Here is a 23,910-nt window from a genome sequence, read left to right as displayed (position 1 = left end):
TTTTCCAACAACGCCATGATCCACTCCATCCTCAAAATGGGCGATCCCCGGCTGCTGCGCGTCGCGCCGCCGGTCGAGCGCTTCGATACCCCCGAACTGCACGCCCTGATCGAAGACATGTTCGAGACCATGGCGGCGGCGCAAGGGGTGGGCCTGGCCGCGCCGCAGATCGGCGTGGACCTGCAGCTGGTCATCTTCGGTTTCGACCGCAACGAGCGCTATCCCGACGCGCCGGCGGTGCCGCAGACGATCCTGTGCAATCCGGTCATCACGCCGCTGTCCGACGAAATGGAAGACGGCTGGGAAGGCTGCCTGTCGGTGCCGGGCCTGCGCGGCCTGGTGCCGCGCTACCGCCGCATCCGCTACCAGGGCAAGGATCCGTACGGCCGCGACATCGACCGCGAGGCCGAGGGCTTCCACGCCCGCGTGGTGCAGCACGAATGCGACCACCTGATCGGCCGGCTCTATCCTTCCCGGATCCAGGATTTCTCGAAGTTCGGCTTCACCGAAATCCTGTTCCCGGGCATGGACCCGAATCAGGACGACTGATCGTCCCGCGGCGCGGGAGCCGGGTCCACGCCCGCCTCCCGCGGCGCCAGCTCCTCCGGCGCGAAATCATCCACCTGCAACACCCGCGAGACGATCGCCTCGGCCTCTTCCAGCTGCGCCGCCTGCGTCGCCGTGATCGCGCCGTGCCGGTGCGCCTCGCGCCAATCGCGCACGCCCGACTGGTGCAGCCGGTCGCGGATCGGCTGCACCGCATCCACCAGGGCAAACGCGCGGGTCAGCAGCGCCAGCGGATCGGCGTCGCCCTGGCCGCCGCTGCCGGACACGCGCTGCAGGTCGGCCGCCAGCCGCACATGGGTCGGCGACGGCTTGAGCAGCAGTTCCGCGCATTCGCGGCTGAGGGCATCGTCCGGCCCCTTGGCCAGGCGCAGCGGCAGGATGGCCGCGCGCAACGCCCAGGCCAGCGGCCGGCCGGGCAGGTTCGACAGCACCTGGTCCATGCGCTTTTCGATTTCGGCGTAGCCCTGCGCCATGCACCAGCGCACCAGCGGCAGGTCGTCGTGCTTGCGCCCGTCGTCCTCCCAGCGCTTGAGCACGGCCGACAGCAGGTAAAGCTCGGCCAGGATGTCGCCCAGCCGCGCCGAGATCATCTCGCGGCGCTTGAGGCCGCCGCCCAGCCGCGCCAGCGTGGCGTCGGCCAGCAGCGCGAAGCCGGCCGCGTAGCGGCCCAGCCGGCGGTAGTGGCCGGCGGTCGGGCCGGACACCGGCGACGGCGCCAGCACGCCGCCGGTCCAGGCGCGGCCGATGGCGCGCAGCGTGTTCATGCCGGTGTGTCGCAGGTGGCGCCAGAACACGTCATGGAACACTTCCATGCCGCGCTCTTCGTCGGGATTGCCCAGCGCCAGGATCTCCGGCATCAGGTAGGGATGGGCGCGGATCGCGCCCTGGCCGAAGATGATCAGGTTGCGCGTCAGGATGTTGGCGCCCTCGACCGTGATGGCGATGGGCACCGCCCGGTACAGCGCGCCCAGGTAGTTGCTGGGGCCGTCGATCACCGCGCGGCCCGCGTGCACGTCCATGGCGTCGTTGACCGACACCCGCATGCGCTCGGTGGCGTGGTACTTCATGATGCCGGACACCACCGCCGGCTTCACGCCCTGGTTCAGCGCCGCGCAGGTCAGGCGCCGGGCCGCTTCCACCAGGTAGGCATTGCCCGCCAGGCTGGCCAGTTTCTCCTGCACGCCCTCGAACTTGCCGACGGGAATGCCGAACTGTTCCCGCACCCGCGCGTACATGCCGGTGGCGTGCGCGCTCATCACGCACGCCGCCGCCGACAGCGACGGCAATGAAATGCCGCGCCCCGCCGCCAGCGCGCTCATCAGCATCTGCCAGCCATGGCCGGCGCGCTCGACCCCGCCGATCAGCGCGTCCAGCGGCACGAACACGTCGCGGCCGCGGTTGGGGCCGTTCTGGAACACCTGCATCGCCGGCAGGTGGCGGCGGCCGATCTCGACGCCCGGCGCGTCGGTCGGCACCAGCGCCACCGAGATGCCGATGTCGCGCGCCTCGCCCAGGATGCCGTCGGGGTCCGACATCTTGAACGCCAGCCCCAGCACCGTCGCCACCGGCCCCAGCGTGATGTAGCGCTTGTGCCAGTTCAGGCGCACGCCGATCAGCTCGCGGCCATCCACCACCTGGCGGCAGACCACGCCGGTATCGACCATGGAGGCGGCATCGGAGCCGGCCTCGGGGCTGGTCAGGCCGAAGCACGGCACCTCGCGGCCGTCGGCCAGGCGCGGCAGCCAGTAATCGCGCTGGGCCTGCGTGCCGAACTGCATCAGCAGCTCGCCCGGCCCGAGCGAGTTGGGCACCATGACCGTGACGCCGGCGGTGATCGAATAGGCGGAGATGCGCCGCACCACCTCGGAATGCGCATAGGGCGAGAAACCCAGGCCGCCGTGGCGCTTGGGAATGATCATGCCGAAGAAGCGCTGCGTCTTCAGGAAGGTCCAGACCTCGGGCGGCAGGTCGCGCCGGTGCCAGGTGATGTCCCATTCATCCAGCATGGCGCACAGCTGCGCCACCGGGCCGTCGATGAAGCGTTGCTCGTCCGGCGTCAGGGCGGCGGCGGGCACGTCCAGCAGCTTGCGCCAGTCGGGGTTGCCGGTGAACAGGTCGGCTTCCCACCAGGTGTCGCCGGCCTCGATGGCCTCGCGTTCGGTGGCCGAGAGCGGCGGCATCGCGTTGCGCGCCCAGCGGTACGCGGGTTCAGAGATGCGGCGCCGGCGCCATGCGTTGAAATCCATGTGCTCCCCTCTCGTTCGATGCCACTGGGCATATCAGGGCAAAGTACCAGAATTGGGCCTTCCGGGCCAAACCCCAGCGGTCCGACTCTGCGACAATGGGCCTCCCCCGCGCTGGTGCGCAATCCAATCGCTATCCGGGCACACACCGCATGCTGAACAAACTCTGGCTGGGCTTCTTCCTGACTGCCGCCGCGGCCGCGCTGTACCGCTGGCTGGCCATCGGCGACCCGGACGTGTTCCGCGCCATGGTCGCCAGCCTGTTCGACATGGCGCGGGTGTCGGTCGAGGTGATGGTGCTGCTGTTCGGCACGCTGACGCTGTGGCTGGGGTTCCTGCGCATCGCCGAGGGCGCCGGGCTGGTGGAACGGCTGGCGCGGCTGCTGGGGCCGCTGTTCGCGCGCCTGATGCCCGAGGTGCCGCGCAACCACCCCGCGATCGGCTTGATCACGCTCAACTTCGCCGCCAACGGCCTGGGCCTGGACAATGCCGCCACGCCCATCGGCCTGCGCGCCATGCGCGAACTGCAATCGCTCAATCCCACACCCGACACCGCCAGCAATGCCCAGATCCTGTTCCTGGTGCTCAACGCCTCGTCGCTGACGCTGCTGCCGGTGACGCTGTTCATGTTCCGCGCCCAGCAGGGCGCGCCCGACCCCACCCTGGTGTTCCTGCCGATCCTGCTGGCCACCAGCGCGTCGACGCTGGCGGGCTTCCTGGCGGTGGCGGCGTGCCAGCGCCTGCGCCTGGTCGATCCCGTCGTGATGCTGTGGCTGGGCGGCGCGGCGCTGCTGCTGGGCGGCTTCATGGCGCTGCTGGCCAGCATGTCGGTCAGCGCCATCGCCGCGCTGTCGTCGCTGATGGGCAACCTGGCGCTGTTCGGCATCCTGCTGGCCTTCCTCATCGTCGGCGCCTGGAAGAAGGTGCCGGTCTACGAGGCCTTCATCGAGGGCGCCAAGGAAGGCTTCGACATCGCCAAGAGCCTGCTGCCCTACCTGGTGGCGATGCTGTGCGCGGTCGGGGTGCTGCGGGCCTCGGGCGCGCTCGACTTCCTGCTGGACGGCATCCGCTGGCTGGCCGCGACCGCCGGCTGGGACACGCGCTTCGTCGATGCGCTGCCGACCGCGCTGGTCAAGCCGTTCTCGGGCAGCGCGGCGCGCGCCATGATGCTGGAAACCATGACGCATTTCGGCGTGGACAGCTTCCCCGCGCTGCTGGCGGCGGTGGTGCAAGGCAGCACCGAAACCACCTTCTATGTGCTGGCGGTGTATTTCGGCTCGGTCGGCATCCTGCGCGCGCGCCATGCGGTGGGTTGCGCGCTGATCGCCGACCTGGCCGGCGTGCTGGCGGCCATCGGCGTGTGCTACTGGTTCTTCGGTTAGGGCCTGTTCACACTAAAAGCTGCCTCGCACAGGCCCTGGATCAATCCACCAGCAGGATCTTCATGCCGTTGGTGCCGCCGCTGTCGCGGTAGAAGTCGCCCTTGGTCAGGATGACCCAGTCGCCCTCTTTCACCAGGTTGCGCTTCTTCAGCTCGTCGATGGCGGCGTTGCTGAGGTCGGCCGGCTCGTAGTCCGACGGCGCGAACGGGATGGTGTAGACGCCGCGGAACATGGTCACGCGGTTCTGCGTGATGCTGTGCGGGCTGTAGCAGTAGATCGGCACGCCCGAGCGGATGCGCGACATGATCAGCGGCGTGTGGCCGCTTTCGGTCAGCGCGATGATGGCCTTGACGCCGGGGAAGTGGTTGGCCGCGTACATGGCCGCCAGCGCGATGGTTTCATCGCAGCGCGTGAAGGTCTCGCCCAGGCGGTGGTGCGACTGCGTGCTGGTGGGGTGCTTTTCCGCGCCCAGGCAGACGCGCGCCATGGCCTGCACCGTCTCGACCGGATAGGCGCCCGAGGCGCTTTCCGCCGACAACATCACCGCGTCGGTGTAGTCCAGCACCGCGTTGGCCACGTCGGAGACTTCGGCGCGCGTCGGGATCGGGCTGGAGATCATCGACTCCATCATCTGGGTCGCGGTGATCACCACCTTGTTCAGGGTGCGGGCGTGCTGGATGATGCGCTTCTGAATGCCGACCAGTTCGGCGTCGCCCACTTCCACGCCCAGGTCGCCGCGCGCCACCATCACGCCGTCGCTGGCGCGGATCAGCGCGTCCAGCGCTTCGTCGTCGGCCACCGCTTCGGCGCGTTCGATCTTGGCGATGATCCAGGCTTCGCTGCCGGCGGCGCGCAGCAGTTCGCGCGCCTCGTCGATGTCGCTGCCATAGCGCGGGAACGACACCGCCACGAAGTCCAGCTGCATTTCGGCGGCCAGCTTGATGTCGACGCGGTCCTTGTCGGTCAGGCTCGGCGCCGACAGGCCGCCGCCGCGGCGGTTGATGCCCTTGTTGTTGGACAGCGGGCCGCCGACCGTGACGGTGGTGTGGACCTCGTCGCCCGCGACGCTGTCGACCACCAGCACCACGCGGCCGTCATCGAGCAGCAGCTCGTCGCCGACGCGGCAGTCCGTCACCAGTTCGGGATAGTCGATGCCGACGATGCTGGCCGTGCCGGCCTCTTTCGGATGCACCCGCGACAGCGTGAACGGCTGGCCCACCTGCAGCTGCACCAGCTTGTCGGTGAAGCGCGCGATGCGGATCTTGGGGCCCTGCAGGTCGCCCATGATGGCGACGAAGCGGCCCTGCCGCGCGGCGCTCTCGCGCACCAGGCGGGCGCGCTCACGGTGGTCGTCGGCGCTGCCGTGCGAGAAGTTCAGCCGCGCCACATCCAGGCCGGCCTTGATCATGGCGTCGATGCGTTCCGGCGTCGACGTCGAGGGGCCCAGGGTGGCGACAATTTTGGTGCGGCGCAATACAGGCATGGCGATCCACTCTCACATGAACAACGAAAGCGCTATGGTACGACGGCGGCGGACACGCGGGTATCATGATCGACATCCCGTCCCCCAACGAACCGTGGCCGACCTCGTGAAAATCGTCATCGCACCCGACTCTTTCAAAGAAAGCGTTTCCGCGCCCGACGCGGCGGCGGCCATCGCCCGCGGCGTGAAGGCCGCCTGCCCTGGCGCGCAGACCGTCTGCATCCCGATGGCGGACGGCGGCGAAGGCACCGTCGAGGCGGTGCTGGCGGCGGCCGGCGGCCAGGCGCGCGAGCGCACGGTCAACGATGCGCTGGGCCACAAGGTCGACGCCGTGTGGGGCCTGCTCGAAGACGGCACCGCCATCATCGAAATGGCCGCGGCCGCGGGGCTGGAACTGATCGCGCCGGCCAAGCGCGACCCGATGCGCGCCAGCAGCCACGGCGTGGGCGAACTGATCCTGGCGGCGCTGGATGCCGGCGCCGAACGCATCATTCTCGGCCTGGGCGGCTCCGCCACCAATGATGGCGGCGCCGGCATGCTGACCGCGCTGGGCCTGCGCCTGCTCGACCAGGACGGCCGCAGCCTGCCGCCGGGCGGCGGCGCGCTGGGCCAGCTGGCCAGCATCGACCTGCACGGCCTCGACCCGCGGCTGGCGAAGACGCGCATCGTCATCGCCTCCGACGTCGACAACCCGTTGTGCGGGCCACAGGGCGCGTCGCATATCTTCGGTCCGCAGAAAGGCGCCACGCCCGAACAGGTGCTGGCGCTGGACGCCATGCTCGGCCACTTCGCCGACGTCTGTGCGCGCCAGCTGGGCAGCGACCGCCGCGACGACCCCGGCGCGGGCGCCGCCGGCGGTCTCGGCTTCGCCGCCAAGACCTTCCTGAATGCGCACTTCCGGCCCGGCGTCGAGATCGTCGCCGAACTCGGCGGCCTGGCGCAGGCCATGGAGGGCGCCACCCTCGCCTTCACCGGCGAAGGCCGCATGGACGCGCAGACCCTGCGCGGCAAGACGCCCGCGGGCGTGGCCCGCATCGCGCACCAGGCCGGCGTGCCGGTGGTGGCGCTGGCCGGCTCGCTGGGCGAAGGCTACGAAGCGCTGCATGCCGGCGGCATCAGCGCCGCCTTCAGCCTCGCGCCCGGTCCCATCACCCTGCACCAAGCGCTGGCCGACGCCGAACGGCTGCTGCATGACCGCGCCCGCGACGTGATGCAACTGTGGATGGCGGCGCAGAAGCGCATGCTGTAGCCGCCACCACGACGCGACGAAAAAAAGCCCGCTCGACGCGGGCTTTTGCTTACATGGGTTGGCGTGGCGTCAGCCGCCCTGCAGCACGCCAGCCTCGACCAGCGCGTCCGACAGACGGATGTAGCGATCCACCGAAATGTCTTCGGCGCGCGCGGTGGGCGCGATGTCCAGCGCTTCCCAGGGCACCTGGGGCGCCCAGTCGGCCAGCACCCGGCGCAGCATCTTGCGGCGCTGCGAGAAGGCGCGGGCCACCACGGTCTCGAAGGCGCGCGCGCTGACCGGACGCAGGCGCTCGGCCGGCAGCGGCACCATGCGCACGATGGCCGACACCACCTTGGGCGGCGGATCGAACGCTTCGGGCGGCACGTCGAACAGCTTGTGCATGCGGTAGCGCGACTGCAGCATCACGGACAGGCGGCTGAAATCGCCGCTGCCCGGCTGCGCGACCATGCGGTCGATCACTTCCCGCTGCAGCATGAAATGCTGGTCGCGGACGTGATCGGCCCAGGTCATCAGGTGGAACAGCAGCGGGCTGGAAATGTTGTAGGGCAGGTTGCCCACCACCCGCAGCCCGGTGCCGAACTGCGAGAAGTCCACCGTCAGCGCATCGGCCTCGACCACGGTCAGGCGGCCTTCCTCGAATTGCTTGCGCAGGCGCGCCGCCAGGTCGCGGTCGATCTCGACCGCGGTCAGGTGATCGAGCCGCTCGAGCAGCGGCCGGGTCAGCGCCGACAGGCCCGGACCGATCTCGACCACGGTGTCGCCGCGGGCCGGATTGACCGACCGCACGATCGACTCGACCACGCTCTCGTCGGTCAGGAAGTTCTGGCCAAAGCGCTTGCGCGCCTGGTGTTGAGACATGAAAAAACCCGGGCTGCGATCAGCGGTTGTTCTGGTTGATACGGTCCTGCTTCTCGAGACGGTTGTCGATGTACGCCTGGGCGCGCAACTGATCCAGCCAATCTTCGAAAGCGGGTTGGGCACGGCGCTCGAACAGGGTCTGGCGGGCCTTCATGCGGGCCAGGTCGTCGGTGGCGTCGTGCTGGCGGCGCTCTTCGACCTGGATCAGGTGCCAGCCGAACGGCGTCTGGATGGGCTGGCTGATCTCGCCGGGCTTGAGCGCGTTCATCGCGGCCTCGAAGGTCGGCACGGTTTCACCCGGGTTGAGCCAACCCAGATCGCCGCCTTGCGGGGCGGTCGCGTCCTGCGAGTACTGGCGCGCCATGTCGGCGAACTTGGCATCGCCGGCCACCAGGCGCTGGCGCACCTGCTCGAGGCGCTGGCGGGCCTGCTCGTCGCTCATGACGGTCGAGGTCTTGATCAGGATGTGGCGCGCGTGCGTCTGCATCACTTCGACCGGACCTTGCGGCGCCTGGGCCTGGGGTTGCGGACGCGGCTGCGGCGCGGGCGCCGGGGCGGGCGCGCGGGCAGTGCGGCTGGGCGCCGGTTGCGCGGAGCCCCGATCCATCACCTTCAGGATGTGGAAACCGTTGCCGCTCTGGAGCAGCGTCGAAATCTGACCTTTCTGCAGATTGCCGATGGCCTTGGCGAACAGGTCGGGCCAGCCGTCCAGCGGACGCACGCCCATGATGCCGCCCTGCAGGGCTTCGGGGCCGTCCGAGTTGGCGGCCGCCAGGCTGGCGAAGTCATCGCCGCGCTTGGCGCGCGCCAGCAGGTCCTCGGCCTTCTTGCGCAATGCGGCCAGTTGGTCGGGCGACGAGCCTTCCGGCACGCGCACCAGGATCTGCGCCACGGCGTAGAGCATCGGGCCGGCGGGCGCGGCGGCCTGCTCGGGCGCGGCTTCCGGCTGGGGTTGCGGCTGGGCCTGCTGCGCCGATTGGGCCGCGGCGGCGAACGCCGGATTGCGGCGCTGGTCCTTCAGGAAGGCGTCGACCTCGGCATCGGAAATGACGATGTTGGAGTCGACCGCGCGCTGGCGCAGGCGATCCGAACGGATCTCGTCGCGCAGCGATTTGCGATAGCTGTCCCAGGAGGTGCCGGACTTCTCGAGTTCCTGGCGCAACTGCACCGCGCTGATCTTGTTGCGCTCGGCGATGGTCTTGATGGCCTGATCGACCTGGGCATCGTCGACGCGGATGCCGAGGCGGTCGGCCTCGTGGCGCTGCACCCGTTCCATGATGAGGCGCTGCAGCACCTGGTGCTGCAGCGTCTTGTCGTCGGGCACCTGGATGCCGCGCGCCTTCAATTCACCGGCGATGCGCAGCGACGCATCGCGCAATTCGCGCAGGGTGATCACGTCCTTGTCGACCACGGCGGCGATGCCGTCGACGAACTGCTCTCCTGCGGCGGGCGGCGCGCTTTTCTGCGCGGCCGGGGCGGCCGGCGTGTTTTTGGACCCCTTGGCGTTCGGCTCGGCCGCGTGCGCGGCGGAGAAGGCGGCGCAAACGGCCAGCAACAGCGCGTTGCCGGAGAAGCGACGCAAAGAGTGCAACCTACGCATCATTCATACCTTTCAAATGTGGTCCCGGTAGGCGCAGGCGGGGTAATGCGCGTGTAACCGGGGATACTTCTGTTCAGCAGGTTCATCGGATCGGTTCCCAGGGAACCCAGGCCGGTCAACTCCAGCTGGAAAAACACCGCCGTGTTGGCATCGGTGGCGGACACGGCATAGCGTTGGAACACCATCCGGCCGACCCAGCAGCAATCGCCCTTGTATTCGAGGCCGGCGATGGCCTGCGTGATACGCGGGGAATCGTTGGTGCCGCTGATCGTGCTGGACGGACCGTTGCGCAGCGAGTAGTCGACGCGGCCCACGCCATACCAGCGCTTGGTGAACGGCCATTGCACGGCCAGGCTGATCTGGTTCTGCCCTTGCGGCTGGTAGGCCACGCCGGTCTGCGGATCGCGCTGGTAGCGATAGGCCAGCGCCACCGTCGTCAGGCGCTGCGGCGACCAGCGGCCGCTCACCAGCGTGCGCGACCAGCGGTTGTCGTAGGGGTTGTACTGCGCCGCCACGTCGGTCGAGAACGTGTCGGTCAGCGCGGCGCTGGCGCCCACCAGGAAGTCGGAGCGCACGTTCTCGCGCGGCGTCTCGCCCGGCAGCGTCACTTGCTGGTCGGCGAAATACAGGCGCTGCGCCACGCCCACCGACGCGCGCTCGAAACCGGTAGAGGCGTCGAGCCAGCGCGTGGTCAGCGCAGCGGTCAGCTGATTGGCATTGGAGATGCGATCCCAGCCACCCGAATAGATGTTTTCTTCGAAGGCCTGCGAGAAGCTGAAGTCGGACAGCGACGTGTCATACACCGGAATCTTGGATTGATCCCGGTACGGCACGCGCAGGTAATAAAGGCGCGGCTCGAGCGTCTGGATCGACGACTTGCCGAACAGCGTGGTGTCGCGCTCGAAGATCAAGCCGGTATCGAGCGACATGATCGGCACCGTGCGCGACTGCGAGCGCGGATAGCCAAAAGCGGTGCCGGCATTGGCGGTGCCGGAATTCAGGCCCAGCCAATCGCCGTTGTACCAGTTGGTCTGGTACTGGGTGTAGTTGACGCCGACCTTCGGCACCACGAACCAGCCCGGACGCACGATCGGGTACGACACCGTCGGGTAGGTCTGCAGACGGTCGCCGTTGGGGCCGTTGCGATTGCCCAGCAGCAGCGGCTTGCTGAAGCGCACGGCCGTCGAGGTCCAGTCCACGTCGAAGCCGCCCCAGTCATAGCGGGCGCCACGCAGGTACAGTTCCGGCTGCTTGTCATACGGCGGCGTCAACAGCGCGTTCGGATCCTGCAGGGTCTGGTACTTGTAGACCTGGGCGTAGGCGCTCCAGTAGGTCGAAGCCCAGCCCACCCGCGCGCGCTGCGGCAGGTAGGTCGTCGACGCCTGGTTCAGGCCCAGCTGGGAGATATCGCGGAAGTAGTCGTTGTCCGACACCTTGGCCACGTCCCAGTCGGCGTAGAAACCGTTGCCGAACAGCTGTTGATGACGCCACCAGTACATCCAGCGATCTTCGCCGCTGATGTGGTCGTTGGGCAGATAGGCGCCGTAGATGCTGCCGGCGTAGCTGTCTCCCAGATAGCGGAATTCGCCGCCCATCTGCAGCCCGCGCTTGGAGAAGTAGCGCGGCTGGATCGTGGCGTCGTAGTTCGGCGCCAGGTTCAGGTAGTACGGCAGCGAGAAGTCGAAGCCGCCCTTGCTGGTGGTGCCGTACGTCGGTATCAGGAAACCCGACTTGCGTTCCTTCTTGACCGGGAAGGTCATGTAGGGCGACGCCAGGATCGGCACGTCCTTGAAATACAGCACGCCGCTACGGGCCACGCCTTCGTTTTCATCGAAGTCGATGTCGACCGTCTTGGCCTTGATGTACCACGACGGCGTCTCGCACGAGCAGCCGCTGTAGGTGACCGTATGCAGCCGCATCTGCGACTTGCTGAAGATGTCGGCGTGTTCCGCCACGGCGAAACCGCCGGTGGCGCCCAGCCAGAAATTCGGTTTCTCGACTTCGCCGGAATATTTGTCGACGTTGAACTTGGCGTTGGGGCCGGTCACCAGGGTGCCGTCGCGCATCATGCGCGCGTTGCCCTGCACGTCCACCTCGCCGGTATCCTTGCGGTAGTTGATCCGGTCGCCCTTGATGACGCCGTCGATACGGCGGACCTGGGCCGCGCCGGTCAGGGTCAGGTCGGAATCCGGATCCCCCTCGATGGTGTCCGCTTCCATATAGGCGGGGATGTTTCCGTCGGGCAGGCGGTGCACCCGCAGCCCGGGGGACGTGCGCAGCTCAGGGGCCGCGGTGATCGACGTCGACGAGGGAGCCGAGCCTTGGCTGCCCTGGGCCTGAACGGCCCCGGCGACGCTGATAGCAGATAGGATCAACCACCGAACCTTGCGCACGAGTGAAAACAGCCCTTTTTTGACGATGGGAGAACCAGGCGATGGCGCCCGGCAGGGGCCCATGCTAACGGAAACGAGCCGGTATTATAGAGAAGCCGCGCCAGACGCCCAGCCTTATGTGCGCGCAACCCAATTTTCCGCAATATTGCCCTTCTGACACGGATCTTCCTTGAAAAACGATCATGACCCCCGCCTGGAGCAGATCCGCGCCTGGCTGCAAGGCCTGCCCGCCGCCCTGGGACTGGCGGTGGACAGCCTGCGCCCCGCTTCCGCCGACGCCAGTTTCCGCCGCTATTTCCGCCTGGACGCCGCCGGCCGCACCCTGATCGTGATGGACGCGCCGCCCCAGCACGAGGATTGCCGCCCGTTCCTGCACGTGGACCAATTGCTGCGCGACGCCGGCCTGAACGTGCCCGAAGTGATCGCGCAGGACCTCGGCCTGGGCCTGCTGCTGCTGTCCGACCTGGGCGAGCAGACCTATTACCAGCGCATCCAGGACGGCGTGGACGACGCCCGCCTGCAATCGATGTACCGCGACGCCCTGGCGGCGCTGGTGCGCCTGCAACAGGCCAGCACCACCGGCCTGGGCACCTACGACACCGGGCGCCTGGCCGACGAACTCACCCTGTTCCCCGAGTGGTACGTGCAGAAGCACCATGGCGCCGCGCTCGATGACAAGACGCGCCAGGCCCTGGACAAGATCTTCGCCCTGCTCTCGGCCAGCAACGGCAACCAGCCCACCGTGCTGGTGCACCGCGACTACCACTCGCCCAACCTGATGGTCTGCGACCAGCCGCAATACGGCCCCAACCCGGGCGTCATCGACTTCCAGGACGCGCTGGCCGGCCCCATCACCTACGACCTGGCGTCGCTGGTGACGGACGCCCGCACCACCTGGGAAGAACCGCAGCAGCTCGACTGGGCCATCCGCTACTGGGAAATGGCGCGCGCCGCCGGCCTGCCGGTCGACGCCGACTTCGCCGAATTCCACCGCGCCTATGAGTGGATGGGCCTGCAGCGCAACCTGCGGATCCTGGGCGTCTTCGCCCGCCTGAACCACCGCGACGGCAAGGCCCACTACCTGGCCCACATGCCGCGGATGAACGGCTACGTGCGCCAGGTGGCCCAGCGCTACGGCGTCTTCACGCCCCTGCTGCGCCTGCTGGACCAGCTCGACGACCGCCAGGTCAGCGTCGGATACACCTTCTGATGCGGGCCATGATCCTTGCCGCGGGCCGCGGCGAACGCATGCGCCCGTTGACCGACCGCCTGCCCAAGCCGCTGCTGCCGGTCGGCGGTAAGCCCCTGATCGCCTGGCACCTGGAACGGCTGGCCGCGGCCGGCTTCCAGGACGTGGTCATCAATCACGCCTGGCTCGGCCACGAGATCGAGCGCGCGCTGGGCGACGGCACGGCCTTCGGCCTGCGGATCCGCTACTCGCCCGAGGCCAGCGCCCTGGAGACCGCCGGCGGCATCGCCCAGGCCCTGCCGCTGCTGGGGCCGAATCCGTTCCTGGTGATCAACGGCGACGTCTGGTGCGACTGGGATCCGTCCGCCGCGCCGGCCCTGGCGGCCGCCCTGCCCGCCGCCGGCGCCTGGCTGCTGATGGCCGACAACCCGCCGCAGCACCTGGACGGCGATTTCACACTCACGGCCGACGGCCGGATCGAGGACGGCGGCGACGCCCGTTTGACCTTTTCCGGCATCGGCGTCTACCATCCCATGCTATTCGCGGGCATTGCCCGCGGCACGGCCGCGCGGCTCGCGCCCCTGCTCCGGCAAGCCATGGAACAGGACCGCGTGCGCGGCGCCCGCCACGCCGGCCGATGGGCCGACATCGGCACCCCCCAGCGGCTGGCCGACCTCGACGCCGAACTCCGATCCGGCGCGCGGTAAGGCCCGCCAATGCCCACATATTTCACAATATCAAGGTGCGCAACGAGGCTTGTCCGCGCGCCCATCGCCCCGGGTTAACCGGGTATTCTCTGACGCTTTGGCCAGTGCGCGCGGCGCCCGGCCAGGCAACACACAGGACGTTTTCTAGGAATGGGGATGTTTGGAAGATCGCAACGGGCCGTATTCAAGCCCTCCGTATACCAACCCGGCCAACGCACGCGCCGCATGCCGCGCTGGCTGGTCCTGCTGCTGGTGGGCATCGCCCTGGGCGCGGGCGGCGTGCTCTTCCTGCAGACCAACTACGGCCCGCAACGGCTGACCGTCGAGCAATCCGAGCAGCTGCACACCGAACTGAGCGCTTCCAAGCTCGAGAACCAGCGCCTGCAAAGCCAGCTCGAAGAAGCCACGCAGCAACGCGACGCCAACAAGTCCGGCCATGAAAAGCTCACCGCCGACCTGGCCGACGCCCGCGCCAAGCTGGATACCCTGAACAAGGAACTGGTGCTGTTCCAGGACGCCATGCCGCCCGATCCCCGCGGCGGCAACCTGGGCATCCGCTCGGCCACCTTCAAGCGCCAGCCCGGCCAGCTCGACTACCAGGTGCTGGTGATGCGCGAAGAGCGCAACGGCGCGCCGTTCAAGGGCACCCTCACCTTCTCCATCGACGGCAGCTACCCCAACGGCCGCGCCGCCACCATCACCCCGGAAGGCCCCACGCTCAACGTCGACCGCTACGATTACGCGCTGGGCCAGCTGAAGCTGCCCGACGGCTTCACCCCCAAGGTCGTGGTGTTGCGCGTCATGGACGGCGGCCAGAAACAACAGGCCATGCGCATCTACTACGTGCGCAACTGAGCGCCGTCGCGCCCCGACAAGACCCGCCCGCGCCGGCGGGTCTTTTTTTGCCTGGACCAAATGGTTGCGCGCACAACCAATCCGGCGATATAGTTGCGCAAACAACCAATATTCCGGAGACACCATGACGCCACCCGCCCGCGTGCCCGTCCTGATCGTCGGCGGCGGTCCGGTCGGGCTCACCCTGGCCGCGCTGCTGGCGCATTACGGCATCGCCTCGCTCACGCTCGAGGCCGACGACGGCTATTGCAGCGGCAGCCGCGCCATCTGCATCTCGCGCCGCTCGCAGGAAATCCTGGGCTGGGCCGGCGCCGACGCGGCGCTGACCGCCACCGGCCTGCCCTGGAGCGGCGGCCGCAGCTACTACCGCGACCGCGAAGTGCTGCACTTCGAAATGCCGCACGACCCGGCACAGCGCTTCGCGCCGATGGTCAACATCCAGCAGTACTTCGTCGAGGAATACGCGCACCAGGCCATGCTGCGCCAGCCTGGCCCGGCCGCGCTGCAATGGTCGGCCCGCGCCATCGCGGTGCGTCCGGGCCCGGACGGCGTCGACGTCGACGCCGAGATCGACGGCCAGCGCCACACCGTGCGCGCCGACTGGCTGGTGGCCTGCGACGGCGGCCGCAGCAGCGTGCGCGAGGCGCTCGGCCTGAAGCTGGAGGGCATGCAGTACGAAGGCCGCTACGTCATCGTCGATATCGAACAGGCGTCCGACCGCCCCGTCGAACGGCTGGCCTGGTTCGATCCGCCGTCCAATCCCGGCTCCACCCTGTTGATGCACCGCCAGCCCGGCAACGTCTGGCGCGTCGACTACCAGATCCGCGACGACGAGGATGCCGCCGAGGCGGTCAAGCCCGAGAACGTGCTGCCGCGGGTGCAGAGCCACCTGGACATGATCGGCGAGACCGCGCCGTGGAAGCCGCTCTGGATCTCGCTCTACAACGCCAAATGCCTGACGCTGGAACGCTACCGCCACGGCCGCGTGCTGTTCGCGGGCGACGCCGCCCACCTGGTGCCGATCTTCGGCGTGCGCGGCCTGAACTCCGGGCTCGACGACGCCGGCAATCTCGCCTGGAAACTGGCCTGGGTGCTGCGCGGCCAGGCTTCCGAAGCCCTGCTCGACAGCTACAGCGGCGAACGCGTCCACGCCACCCGCCAGAACCTGGCCTACGGCGCCAAGAGCACCGAATTCATGGCGCCGCCGGATTTCGGTTTCCGCCTGATGCGCGAGGCCGCGCTGCGGCTGGCGCTGACCGACGAACGCGCCCGCCCGCTGATCAACCCGCGGCAGTCCGCGCCCATCTCATATGACGGCTCGCCGCTGAACCTGGCCGATGGCGCCGACGGCCAGCATCCCGCCGCCGCTCCCGGCCAGCCCGCGCCCGACCTGCTGCTGGCCGATGCCGACGCGGCGCCGCGCTACCTCAGCGCCTGCTTCGGCCAGGGCTTCGTGCTGCTGGCCTGCGCCCCCGACGCCGCCACCGCCCGCAACCTGCATGCGCTCGCGTCCGCCACCCGGCAAAGCCCCCGGCCGTTGCAGGCCATCGCCGTCGACGGGCCGGCGCCCGACGCCTGGCGCGACCCGCACCGCCACCTGCAGGAGCGCTTCGGCGCGCAGCCCGGCACGGTCTGGCTGTTGCGGCCGGACGGCTACGTGCTCGGCCGCTGGGCCACGGCGGACGAGCACGTCCTGCGCGCCGCGCTGGCTCCCTACTACCCGACGATCGCCCCTTCACCGCGGGAGCCGCAAGCATGAGCAACGATGAACTGGACCAGGTCTATACCCTGATGGCGCAGGCCCTGACTCGCGTCGGCCCCGCGCAAGCGCCGCTGTTCCTGTCGATCCTGGGGCTGTCGGCGCTGGCGCGCCTGCCCGACGCAAGCGCCGCCACCGCCCTGCTGGCGCAGGCCGAGGCGGCCAGCGCCGCCCCTGTGGCACACTATCCCGCCGCCACCGCCGACCGCCCGACGTGACCACGCCCGCCCTCGAACGATTCCTGACCTACCGCCTGCACGTGATCAACAAGATCACCGATCGCGACACGAATCGTGCCTACCTGGAAGACTGCGGCATCCCGCTGGGCGAGGCGCGCTGCCTGGCCGCGATCGGCCGCTACGCGCCGCTGTCGGTCAATGACCTGGCGCTGGCCGCCAACCTGAACAAGGGCCAGGCGAGCCGTTCGGCGCAGGCCCTGGTCGAACGCGGACTGATCGAGAAAAAGGATTCCGCGGCCGACGGCCGCGGCGTGGTGCTGTCGCTCACGCCGGCCGGCGACGCGCATTACCGGCGCATCATCGACCTGATCGCGCGCCGCAACCAGGAGATCTTCGGCTGCCTCAGCGCCGACGAACAGCGCCTGCTGGGCGACATGCTCGACCGCCTGATCGCGCACCAGCGCGACCCGTCCGGCGCGCGCGAAGACTGACCCGCCTACCCGGCCGCTTTCGGCGCGGTGGCGCCCATCTGCGCGGCGGTCTCGTCCATGAACTGCGCCATGCGCACATCCAGCTCGGTCACGCCGCCGGCATCGTGCGTGGTCAGCATCACGTCGACCCGGTTGTAGACATTGGTCCACTCGGGATGGTGGTTCAGCTTCTCGGCGAACATCGCCACCCGCGCCATGAAACCGAAGGCGGCGTTGAAATTGGCGAAGCGGAAGCGCTTTTCGATCGCGTCGCGCATCGCGACGGCCTGCCAACCGGACAGGGCCGCGATCGCGATGTCGGTGCCGATACGGGCAGGGGGAAACATGCTCATGGCGAACTCCAGGAAAAACCAGGGAAGAGCGCCGCGCCGTTCGCGCCGGCAACGGCCCGGCGCGCCATCGCGGCCGGCGGCATGCCGCCGGCGCACGACGGGCGCGGCGCCCGCATGCTACTACTGCTTGACCGCGTATAGGTAGATCTCGACCCGGCGGTTCAGCGCCCGGCCGTCGGCGGTGGCGTTGTCGCCGATCGGGTCGTTGGGCCCGCGCCCTTCGATCGTCAGCCGCGTCGCCGCCACGCCCTGCCGCGACAGATAGTCCGTGACGCTGCGCGCCCGGTTCACCGACAAGGTCTGGTTGTGCGCCAGCGCGCCCGTGCTGTCCGTGTGGCCCACCACCTTGGCGCGCAGCTCGGGATGCTGGTTGAGCGAGCGCGCCACGCTGTCCAGCACCGGCAGCAGCGCCGGCTTGAGGTCGGTCTTGTCGGTATCGAACGACACGTTGCTCGGGATGTTGACCTTCAGGCTGCCATCCGGCATCTCGACCACGTCGATGCCCAGCGAGGTCGCCCCCGACTGCTGCACGTCTTCCTTCACCACCTTCCAGTTGTAGCCAATCAGGCCGCCGGCCACGGCGCCGATACCGGCGCCAACCGCCGCGCCCGTGCCATGGCCGATCAGGGCGCCGATGCCGGCCCCGACGGCCGCGCCCGCCCCGGTTCCCACCGCGGTATTGGTCTGCTGCTGCGTGGCGCACCCCGCCACCAGCACACCCGTTGCCGCGACTACAGCGATACGCTTGAGCATTGTTCTTGAGTGCATGACAACCTCCACGATCCTGTCGGTGCGCCGACGGATGCCGGCAGGATTCATGTTAAGGCCAGTCCCGCCCGCTGCGCGCGCCGCGGGCGCGCAACAGTTTGTACCGCGATCGCCGGCTAGCGCCCCGCCGCACCGAATCCGGCCAGCCACGGCAGCGCATCATCCAGCCGCGGCGACTGCGCCTCGGGCGCCGGCGCGCCTTCAGGCAGGGCCAGGCTGACGCGGTTGTGCCAATAGGTGCGCAGGCCCACCTTGCTGGTGCCGAACAGGTCGTAGCCCGAGCCCGCCACGAACGCCGCCTGCGCGGCCGGGATATCCAGCCGCGCCAGCGCCAGTTCGTAGGGACGCGGGTCCGGCTTGTAATAGCCCGCTTCTTCGGACGTCACCACCACGTCCCAGTCCACCCCCAGCAGAGCGGCCGCGCGATGGCCCAGGCGCCGCGAGCAGTTGGTGACCACGCCCAGCCTGCAATGCGGCCGCAGCGCCCGCAGCAACTCGCGCGCGCCGTCCCAGGCCGGCAGCCCGTCCCACCCAGCCTCCAGCGCCGCCGGCGCGCTGGCCGGCAGCCCCACGGCCGCGGCGGCGCTCTCGACCAGGTGCTCATAGGGCTGGTAGGCGCCGCAGCCGTAGGTCAGGCGCAGATACTCGGCGCGCCAGGCGCGGCCGCGCGCCTCCGACCCCGCGGCGGCATTCCAGACGGTCCAGGAGTCCAGCAGCGCGGTCAACAGGTCGAACAGCACCGCGCGGGGATAGGCGGCGGATGGGGTAACTACGGACATGGCGGCACTCCTTGGATTCGATGCCGTCACTATAGAGACGGCATGGCTCGCCGTGATTTAGCCTGGATGCAATCACCATTCAGTCCGGACTTAACACCGACCGCGCGTCCGCGGCACGTCCGCGGGCATCCGGCCCGTTCGCCACACCCTGGCATTGCCCAGGATCCGCCAGGCATTGCATTTGCAATTCCATCGGGCAACGATACAATCACTCGCCTAACGATTGCAATTGCAATCGTTATTTCCCAATCGGGCCCACCGGCATCCGACCGTCCGGCGCCCGCCCTCATCCGGACTTTCGCAGCATGCGTCTCTTGAACATCGTGTCCTCGCCCCGCGGCGCCCGATCGGCGTCCATCTCGATCGCCGAGTCTTTCCTGGAGGCCTGCGGCCAGGCCCATCCGGGACTCGAGATCGACACCTTGAACGTGTGGGAGGAAGACCTGCCCGACTTCGACAGCCGGGCGATCGGCGCCAAGTACAAGGGCGTCGCGAAAACCCCGCTGGACGACGCCGAGGCCACGATCTGGGCCCGCATCACCGAACTCGCCCGGCGCTTCCAGCAGGCGGACCGGATCGTGCTCGGCGTGCCGATGTGGAACTTCGACTATCCCTACAAGCTCAAGCAGCTGATCGACCTGGTCAGCCAGCGCGGCATGCTGTTCAGTTTCGACGGCCGCGCCTACGGCCCGCTGCTCAGCATCCCGCGCGCCCTGGTCATCCACGTGCGCGGCCAGGGCCACGACCCCGTCGCTTACCCGGCCAGCCCCGGCTTCGCGCACCAGGCCGACTACCTCGACTTCTGGCTGAAGTTCATTGGCGTCAAGGAAGTCCGGCGCCTGATGGTCGAACACACCTGGGACGCCCGGGCCACGGACGCCATCGCGCAGGCCAGGATCCGCGCGGCCGCGATCGCGCGGGATTTCTAGCGCGGCGCCGGCGGCCGCGACGGGCCGCCGGCAACCGGCCTTACATGCGCGCGCTCAACGTCAGCATCACGTTGCGGGGATCGCCGTAGTAGTTGCTGATGCCGGTGGCGTCGACCTTCTTGTAGTAGACCTTGTCGAAGATGTTGTTGACGTTCAGCTGCAGGCGCAGGTTCTTGTTGAAATCGTAGCTCGCCATCGCGTTGTAGACCGCGAACCCGGCCTGGCGCGCCGTGATGCCGCGCGCGCTGGCGTAGGTGTCGCTCTGGGCCTGCACCCCGGCGCCGATCGTCAACCCGCGCAGCTGGCCCGGCAGGCGATAGGTGGTGAACACGCGCAGCAGGTGGCGCGGATCGAGCGTGCGGATCGGCTGGCCGACATTGCTGGCGGTCGAATCGCTCAGGTACTTGGTGCGGGTGTTGGTGTACCCGGCCATGACCTGCCAGTCGGGCGTGAGCTCTCCGCTCACTTCCAGCTCCCAGCCCTCGCTGCGCGTCTTGCCGCCGGCGACCTTGCAATAGCCCGTGGGGTAGTTGGGCAGGCAAGGGTTGGCGCTGCCCGCGTCGTCCATGGCCCGGCCCACGTTGTTGATGCGGAACACCGACAGCGCGGCGTTCAGGCGGCCATCGTAGAAAGCGCCCTTGATGCCGGCCTCGTAGTCCTCGCCGCGGATCGGCTCCAGCAGGTTGCCGCTGCTGTCGTAGGCCTGCTGCGGCGTGAAGATCTCGCTGTAGCTGCCGTAGACGCTGAAGTTCTCGTTCAGGTCGAAGACCAGGCCGGCGTACGGCGTGATCTCGCGGTCGATGCTGTAGCGCGTCGAGCCCTGCAGCACTTCATAGTCCCACCACGTCGCGCGCGCGCCGACCAGCAGCGTCAACGGATCCGCCAGCGAGATGCGGCCCAGCGCATACAGCGCCTGCTGCTTGGTCCGATTGTTGCTCGCTTCGTAATAGGAGCCGCCCGTGGTGCCCTGCGGTTCCGGGTAGGTGGTCGACGGATCCCAGTCGCGGATATCGATGTTGTTCTTCGGCCCGACGTTGAAATAGCCGCTGGAATTGGTCTGCCGCACATAGCTGCTCTCGGCGCCGAGCGTCAGGTGGTGGGTGCGGCCGAACAGCTCGACCGGCCCGTTGGCCGTCAGCGAAACGCCGTTCTGGTCGCTCGCGCTCTTCGGATAGATCGAGGTGGTGACGTTGTACAGATAGGGATTGGTGGTGCTGGCGCGCGTGATGTACGACTGCTTGAAGCCGCCGTCGAAATAGCGGAAGCGCGTGTTCATCGCGGTGGCCTTCACCTCCCAACCGCCCTCGAAGCGGTGCTCCAGCTCGAGCATGGCCTGGTCGTTGTAGCGGTTCCAGTGGTTCCAGTCCGCGCCCAGGTAGGTGCTGCGCCCCAGCTTCAGGTCCGAACCGTCGAAGCCCCGCGGCAGGCCGCCCCAGGCGCCGGTGGCCTTGAGCTCGGTGTGCTGGAACGAGCCGGTCAGCGTGGTGCGGTCGGTCAGGTCCGCCTGCAGCACGCCATAGAACACCTTGCGATGCTCGTAGCGCGCATCCTGGAAGAAGTCCTTGTTGTCCGCCACCGCCACCACCCGGCCGCGCAGCGTGCCGCTGTCGTTGAAGGCGCCCGAGATATCGGCCTCGGCGCGGCGACGGTCCCACGAGCCCACCGTCACGTCGGCGCTGGCCTGGAACTCGCGCGTCGGCCGCTTGCGCACCAGGTTCACCGTCGCCGACGGATTGCCCGAGCCGCGCAGGATGCCGGCCGACCCGCGCAGGATCTCGACGCGATCGAGCACCGCCGTGTCGGGCTGGATGAAGTTCGAACCGGCCTGGTACATGTTCATGCCATCGACCTGCAGCGAATCGATGGCGAAGCCGCGCGAGTAGTAGCTGACCCGCTCGCTGTCGGTATAGTCGACGGTGACGCCGGGCACGTTCTGCAGCACGTCGTGCAGGTCCGGCAGCTTGCGGTCGTCGAGCAGTTGGCGCGACACGATGGTCACCGGCTGCGGCGTGTCACGCACCGACTGGGCGCCCTTGAAAATCGTGGTGGCCGAGCCGCCGTAGGCGCCCGTGCCCTCGGTCGAGGCCGGATTGAAACCCTGGGCCGTGACCTTGACCGGCGCCAGCAGGGTCGCATCGCCGCTGGCCAGCGGACGCGCCTCCAGGATGTAGGCGCCATTGGCCATGCGGCGGGCCTGCCAACGCGTGCCGGCCAGCACCTGCCGCAGTCCGTCCTCCACGCCGTAGCTGCCCTGCACGCCGGCCGATGACTCATTGCGCAGCGCATCGGCATCGAACGTCAGCGCAATGCCCGCCTGGCTCGCGAACCGGTTGACGACGTCGATCAGCGGACCGGCGGACAGGCTGTAGTGCTGCTGCGAGGCGCCGCTGGCGGCCGGCGCGGCCTGCGCGTGCGCCACGGACGTCTGCAGCGACCAGGCGGCGGCAAGGATCAGGACCAGCCGCCTGGGCGTCAACGCGGCGCGGGAAAGGGAAGCGGGTTGGACAGGCAAAGTGAAGGGGAGCATCGGGGAAAGTCCGGCTGAGTGAATGGCTTCCTGGTAGGCCGATCCAGGACACGCCAACCGGAACCCCGATTGGAAACAAGATGTATCAAACCGAGCGGATCGGCCCCTTGGGCCGCGGCACGATCCATGTGACGTAGCGCGTCATGCGCCGGATCTCGACCGGATAGCTGTTTTCCAGCGCATCCAGGGCGAGATCGGCGTTCGCCAGCGGAAACGTGCCCGACACCGGCAGTTCCGCCAGGCTGTCATCCAGCAGCAGCCAGCCCGGCCGATAGGCGCGCAGGCGCGCGACGAACTGGCCCAGCGGCATCTTCACCGCCACCAGCGACCCCGTGCGCCATGCCGCGAACCATTCGCTGTCCACATGACGCGGCGCTCCGACCTCGGTGGCGGAGAAGTCCGCCCACTGGTGCGCGTCCACCTGGCGCGCGCCCGCCCGGCCGTCGCGCGGCACGACGCGCACGGCCTGCGTGTTGACCCGCACCTGGCCCTGGCGGTCGCCGACGCACACGACGAACTCCGCGCCCGCGGCATGCACGTCGCCGAATTCGGTCTGCACCACCACCGCCAGCGAGGCGTTGCCGCGCTCGCCCGCCGCATTGACATACACACGGCCGTTGCGCAGCAGGATCCGGCTTGCGCCCTCGTCGTAGACCACGTCGGCGGCGCTATCCGTATCCAGCACCGCCATCGTGCCGTCCCGCAAGGGCAACCGCGAGATCTGCCCGACAGCCGTGCTGAACTCGGCATTCCAGCGGCGCCAGGCCTGCGGCGCCTGCATCGCCAGCATGCCGAGAGGCAGACAGGTGGCGCCCGCCACGGCCAGGCGCAGGATCCGCCGGCGCCCGCTATCGGTGCCCTGCAGGGTGGCCATCGCGACCTGCTTGCACGAGACATCCGAGAAACAGCGCTGCACGGCCTCGACCTTGGTCCAGGCCTGGCGGTTTTCCGGACAGGCCTCGAACCATTGCTGCCAGGCAACGCGCACGCCCTCATCCTGCTGCGGCGACAGCAGGCGCGCGAACCATTGCGCGGCCTGTCGCGCGGCGTCGCGCTCGCGTGCCTTTGCGGTTCGGATCATGGTCAATCCAGCATGTCGCAGCAGCGCGCCATGGCGCGCGCCATGTAGTCGCCCACGGTGCGCACGGATACGCCCAGGCTCGCGGCGATCACGGGATAGGACGCGCCTTCGATCATGGCCATCAGGAAGGCCGCCTTGACCTTGCGGCCCAGGCCGTCGAGCATGCGGTCCAGGCGGACCAGCCGCTCCATGACCAGCGCCTGCTCTTCGAGCGAGGGGTGATGCGTCTCGGGCAGGCTTTCGAGCACCTGCAGGTAGGCCTGCTCCAGGGCGCGGCGGCGCCACAGATCGATCAGCAGGCCGCGCGCGATGGTCGCCAGGTACGAACGCGGCTCGCGCAGCGTGGCGGCCACATTCGACTGCAACACGCGAATGAAGGTGTCCTGCGCCAGGTCGGCGGCATCATGCCGGTCGTCCACGCGCACGCGCAGCCAACCGGTCAACCACGAGTGATGCGCGCGGTACAGGTCGGAGACGGTCTGCTGGGAATCAGGGCACAAAGCCCCCTCTGTGCTTGGAGGCGGGGACATGCGGGG

General features: G+C 68.8%; 21 protein-coding genes. 10 read left to right on the top strand and 11 right to left on the bottom strand.

Going from position 1 to position 23,910, the window contains the following annotated elements:
- Window positions 1-15 precede the first annotated feature (15 nt).
- Window positions 16-549, top strand: a complete 534-nt coding sequence (def, locus tag AC1HFW_RS29110; protein WP_006393025.1) for a peptide deformylase — start codon at window positions 16-18, stop codon at window positions 547-549.
- On the opposite strand, the gene AC1HFW_RS29105 is transcribed toward def, so the two are convergent.
- Complete coding sequence (locus AC1HFW_RS29105; protein WP_479286128.1) at window positions 537-2,813, bottom strand: acyl-CoA dehydrogenase; 2,277 nt, start codon at window positions 2,811-2,813, stop codon at window positions 537-539. The two genes, def and AC1HFW_RS29105, sit on opposite strands and share 13 nt — an antisense overlap.
- A gap of 149 nt (window positions 2,814-2,962) precedes the next feature.
- Between AC1HFW_RS29105 and AC1HFW_RS29100 the strand changes: the two genes are divergently transcribed.
- Entirely contained in the window at window positions 2,963-4,192 is a 1,230-nt protein-coding gene (locus AC1HFW_RS29100) for a nucleoside recognition domain-containing protein (protein ID WP_479286126.1), read from the top strand.
- Window positions 4,193-4,232: 40 nt separating this feature from the next.
- On the opposite strand, the gene pyk is transcribed toward AC1HFW_RS29100, so the two are convergent.
- Window positions 4,233-5,675 carry a pyruvate kinase gene (gene pyk / locus AC1HFW_RS29095; RefSeq protein ID WP_006393022.1) on the bottom strand — a complete coding sequence of 481 codons (1,443 nt, stop codon included), beginning with the start codon at window positions 5,673-5,675 and terminating at the stop codon, window positions 4,233-4,235.
- A gap of 106 nt (window positions 5,676-5,781) precedes the next feature.
- On the opposite strand from pyk, the gene AC1HFW_RS29090 reads away from it, so the two are divergent.
- Window positions 5,782-6,924 (top strand): glycerate kinase, encoded by a 1,143-nt coding sequence (locus AC1HFW_RS29090; protein WP_116522681.1) that lies wholly within the window; start codon window positions 5,782-5,784, stop codon window positions 6,922-6,924.
- 69 nt (window positions 6,925-6,993) lie between these two features.
- On the opposite strand, the gene rsmA is transcribed toward AC1HFW_RS29090, so the two are convergent.
- From rsmA to AC1HFW_RS29075, 3 genes are read right to left on the bottom strand one after another with little or no spacing between them, the layout of a single operon-like run.
- A complete protein-coding gene (gene rsmA, locus AC1HFW_RS29085; RefSeq protein ID WP_006393020.1) occupies window positions 6,994-7,785 on the bottom strand; it encodes a 16S rRNA (adenine(1518)-N(6)/adenine(1519)-N(6))-dimethyltransferase RsmA in 792 nt (263 codons plus the stop codon).
- Between the two features lie 19 nt (window positions 7,786-7,804).
- Entirely contained in the window at window positions 7,805-9,388 is a 1,584-nt protein-coding gene (locus AC1HFW_RS29080) for a peptidylprolyl isomerase (protein ID WP_479286123.1), read from the bottom strand.
- Complete coding sequence (locus tag AC1HFW_RS29075) at window positions 9,385-11,778, bottom strand: LPS-assembly protein LptD (protein ID WP_479286122.1); 2,394 nt, start codon at window positions 11,776-11,778, stop codon at window positions 9,385-9,387. Before AC1HFW_RS29075 ends, AC1HFW_RS29080 begins: the two co-directional genes overlap by 4 nt.
- A 169-nt stretch (window positions 11,779-11,947) precedes the next feature.
- Between AC1HFW_RS29075 and AC1HFW_RS29070 the strand changes: the two genes are divergently transcribed.
- From AC1HFW_RS29070 to AC1HFW_RS29045, 6 genes are all read left to right on the top strand, one after another.
- On the top strand, window positions 11,948-12,988 hold the full coding sequence (locus AC1HFW_RS29070) for an aminoglycoside phosphotransferase family protein (protein WP_479286121.1): 1,041 nt from the start codon (window positions 11,948-11,950) through the stop codon (window positions 12,986-12,988).
- Complete coding sequence (gene murU, locus AC1HFW_RS29065; RefSeq protein WP_479286120.1) at window positions 12,988-13,674, top strand: N-acetylmuramate alpha-1-phosphate uridylyltransferase MurU; 687 nt, start codon at window positions 12,988-12,990, stop codon at window positions 13,672-13,674. Before AC1HFW_RS29070 ends, murU begins: the two co-directional genes overlap by 1 nt.
- A gap of 156 nt (window positions 13,675-13,830) precedes the next feature.
- Window positions 13,831-14,529 (top strand): DUF6776 family protein, encoded by a 699-nt coding sequence (locus AC1HFW_RS29060; RefSeq protein WP_479286119.1) that lies wholly within the window; start codon window positions 13,831-13,833, stop codon window positions 14,527-14,529.
- A gap of 124 nt (window positions 14,530-14,653) precedes the next feature.
- Complete coding sequence (locus AC1HFW_RS29055; protein WP_479286117.1) at window positions 14,654-16,288, top strand: FAD-dependent monooxygenase; 1,635 nt, start codon at window positions 14,654-14,656, stop codon at window positions 16,286-16,288.
- Window positions 16,285-16,506, top strand: coding sequence for a hypothetical protein (locus AC1HFW_RS29050; protein ID WP_006393013.1), 222 nt, complete (start codon window positions 16,285-16,287; stop codon window positions 16,504-16,506). Before AC1HFW_RS29055 ends, AC1HFW_RS29050 begins: the two co-directional genes overlap by 4 nt.
- Complete coding sequence (locus tag AC1HFW_RS29045) at window positions 16,503-16,958, top strand: MarR family winged helix-turn-helix transcriptional regulator (RefSeq protein ID WP_479286115.1); 456 nt, start codon at window positions 16,503-16,505, stop codon at window positions 16,956-16,958. Before AC1HFW_RS29050 ends, AC1HFW_RS29045 begins: the two co-directional genes overlap by 4 nt.
- Before the next feature lie 5 nt (window positions 16,959-16,963).
- Here the strand turns inward: AC1HFW_RS29045 and AC1HFW_RS29040 are convergent, their stop codons facing one another.
- The 3 genes from AC1HFW_RS29040 to AC1HFW_RS29030 form a co-directional block, all read right to left on the bottom strand.
- The gene (locus tag AC1HFW_RS29040; protein WP_006393011.1) at window positions 16,964-17,290 is read right to left on the bottom strand and encodes a 4a-hydroxytetrahydrobiopterin dehydratase; all 327 of its coding nucleotides are present in this window, start codon (window positions 17,288-17,290) and stop codon (window positions 16,964-16,966) included.
- 120 nt (window positions 17,291-17,410) lie between these two features.
- On the bottom strand, window positions 17,411-18,058 hold the full coding sequence (locus AC1HFW_RS29035; protein WP_061072397.1) for a YiaD family glycine zipper/OmpA-like lipoprotein: 648 nt from the start codon (window positions 18,056-18,058) through the stop codon (window positions 17,411-17,413).
- A gap of 116 nt (window positions 18,059-18,174) precedes the next feature.
- On the bottom strand, window positions 18,175-18,837 hold the full coding sequence (locus AC1HFW_RS29030; RefSeq protein ID WP_479286113.1) for an HAD family hydrolase: 663 nt from the start codon (window positions 18,835-18,837) through the stop codon (window positions 18,175-18,177).
- Between the two features lie 305 nt (window positions 18,838-19,142).
- On the opposite strand from AC1HFW_RS29030, the gene AC1HFW_RS29025 reads away from it, so the two are divergent.
- Window positions 19,143-19,766: an FMN-dependent NADH-azoreductase gene (locus tag AC1HFW_RS29025; protein WP_241074879.1), complete on the top strand. Its 624-nt coding sequence runs from the start codon at window positions 19,143-19,145 to the stop codon at window positions 19,764-19,766.
- 40 nt (window positions 19,767-19,806) lie between these two features.
- On the opposite strand, the gene AC1HFW_RS29020 is transcribed toward AC1HFW_RS29025, so the two are convergent.
- From AC1HFW_RS29020 to AC1HFW_RS29010, 3 genes are all read right to left on the bottom strand, one after another.
- Complete coding sequence (locus AC1HFW_RS29020) at window positions 19,807-22,293, bottom strand: TonB-dependent siderophore receptor (protein ID WP_479286112.1); 2,487 nt, start codon at window positions 22,291-22,293, stop codon at window positions 19,807-19,809.
- An 85-nt stretch (window positions 22,294-22,378) separates the two neighbouring features.
- Entirely contained in the window at window positions 22,379-23,374 is a 996-nt protein-coding gene (locus AC1HFW_RS29015; protein ID WP_479286110.1) for a FecR domain-containing protein, read from the bottom strand.
- A 2-nt stretch (window positions 23,375-23,376) separates the two neighbouring features.
- Window positions 23,377-23,874: a sigma-70 family RNA polymerase sigma factor gene (locus AC1HFW_RS29010; protein ID WP_104021621.1), complete on the bottom strand. Its 498-nt coding sequence runs from the start codon at window positions 23,872-23,874 to the stop codon at window positions 23,377-23,379.
- Window positions 23,875-23,910 lie beyond the last annotated feature (36 nt).

Source organism: Achromobacter sp. ISS7 (assembly GCF_056523125.1).
This window is presented reverse-complemented; position numbering and strand designations above follow the sequence as displayed.

Bases quoted from the DNA above. Each gene is read 5' to 3' on its own strand.
- def (WP_006393025.1), top strand. From the start codon at position 16: ATGATCCACTCCATCCTCAAAATGGGCGATCCCCGGCTGCTGCGCGTC.
- AC1HFW_RS29105 (WP_479286128.1), bottom strand. From the start codon at position 2,813: ATGGATTTCAACGCATGGCGCCGGCGCCGCATCTCTGAACCCGCGTAC.
- AC1HFW_RS29100 (WP_479286126.1), top strand. From the start codon at position 2,963: ATGCTGAACAAACTCTGGCTGGGCTTCTTCCTGACTGCCGCCGCGGCC.
- pyk (WP_006393022.1), bottom strand. From the start codon at position 5,675: ATGCCTGTATTGCGCCGCACCAAAATTGTCGCCACCCTGGGCCCCTCG.
- rsmA (WP_006393020.1), bottom strand. From the start codon at position 7,785: ATGTCTCAACACCAGGCGCGCAAGCGCTTTGGCCAGAACTTCCTGACC.
- AC1HFW_RS29080 (WP_479286123.1), bottom strand. From the start codon at position 9,388: ATGATGCGTAGGTTGCACTCTTTGCGTCGCTTCTCCGGCAACGCGCTG.
- murU (WP_479286120.1), top strand. From the start codon at position 12,988: ATGCGGGCCATGATCCTTGCCGCGGGCCGCGGCGAACGCATGCGCCCG.
- AC1HFW_RS29060 (WP_479286119.1), top strand. From the start codon at position 13,831: ATGTTTGGAAGATCGCAACGGGCCGTATTCAAGCCCTCCGTATACCAA.
- AC1HFW_RS29055 (WP_479286117.1), top strand. From the start codon at position 14,654: ATGACGCCACCCGCCCGCGTGCCCGTCCTGATCGTCGGCGGCGGTCCG.
- AC1HFW_RS29050 (WP_006393013.1), top strand. From the start codon at position 16,285: ATGAGCAACGATGAACTGGACCAGGTCTATACCCTGATGGCGCAGGCC.
- AC1HFW_RS29040 (WP_006393011.1), bottom strand. From the start codon at position 17,290: ATGAGCATGTTTCCCCCTGCCCGTATCGGCACCGACATCGCGATCGCG.
- AC1HFW_RS29035 (WP_061072397.1), bottom strand. From the start codon at position 18,058: ATGCACTCAAGAACAATGCTCAAGCGTATCGCTGTAGTCGCGGCAACG.
- AC1HFW_RS29030 (WP_479286113.1), bottom strand. From the start codon at position 18,837: ATGTCCGTAGTTACCCCATCCGCCGCCTATCCCCGCGCGGTGCTGTTC.
- AC1HFW_RS29025 (WP_241074879.1), top strand. From the start codon at position 19,143: ATGCGTCTCTTGAACATCGTGTCCTCGCCCCGCGGCGCCCGATCGGCG.
- AC1HFW_RS29020 (WP_479286112.1), bottom strand. From the start codon at position 22,293: ATGCTCCCCTTCACTTTGCCTGTCCAACCCGCTTCCCTTTCCCGCGCC.
- AC1HFW_RS29015 (WP_479286110.1), bottom strand. From the start codon at position 23,374: ATGATCCGAACCGCAAAGGCACGCGAGCGCGACGCCGCGCGACAGGCC.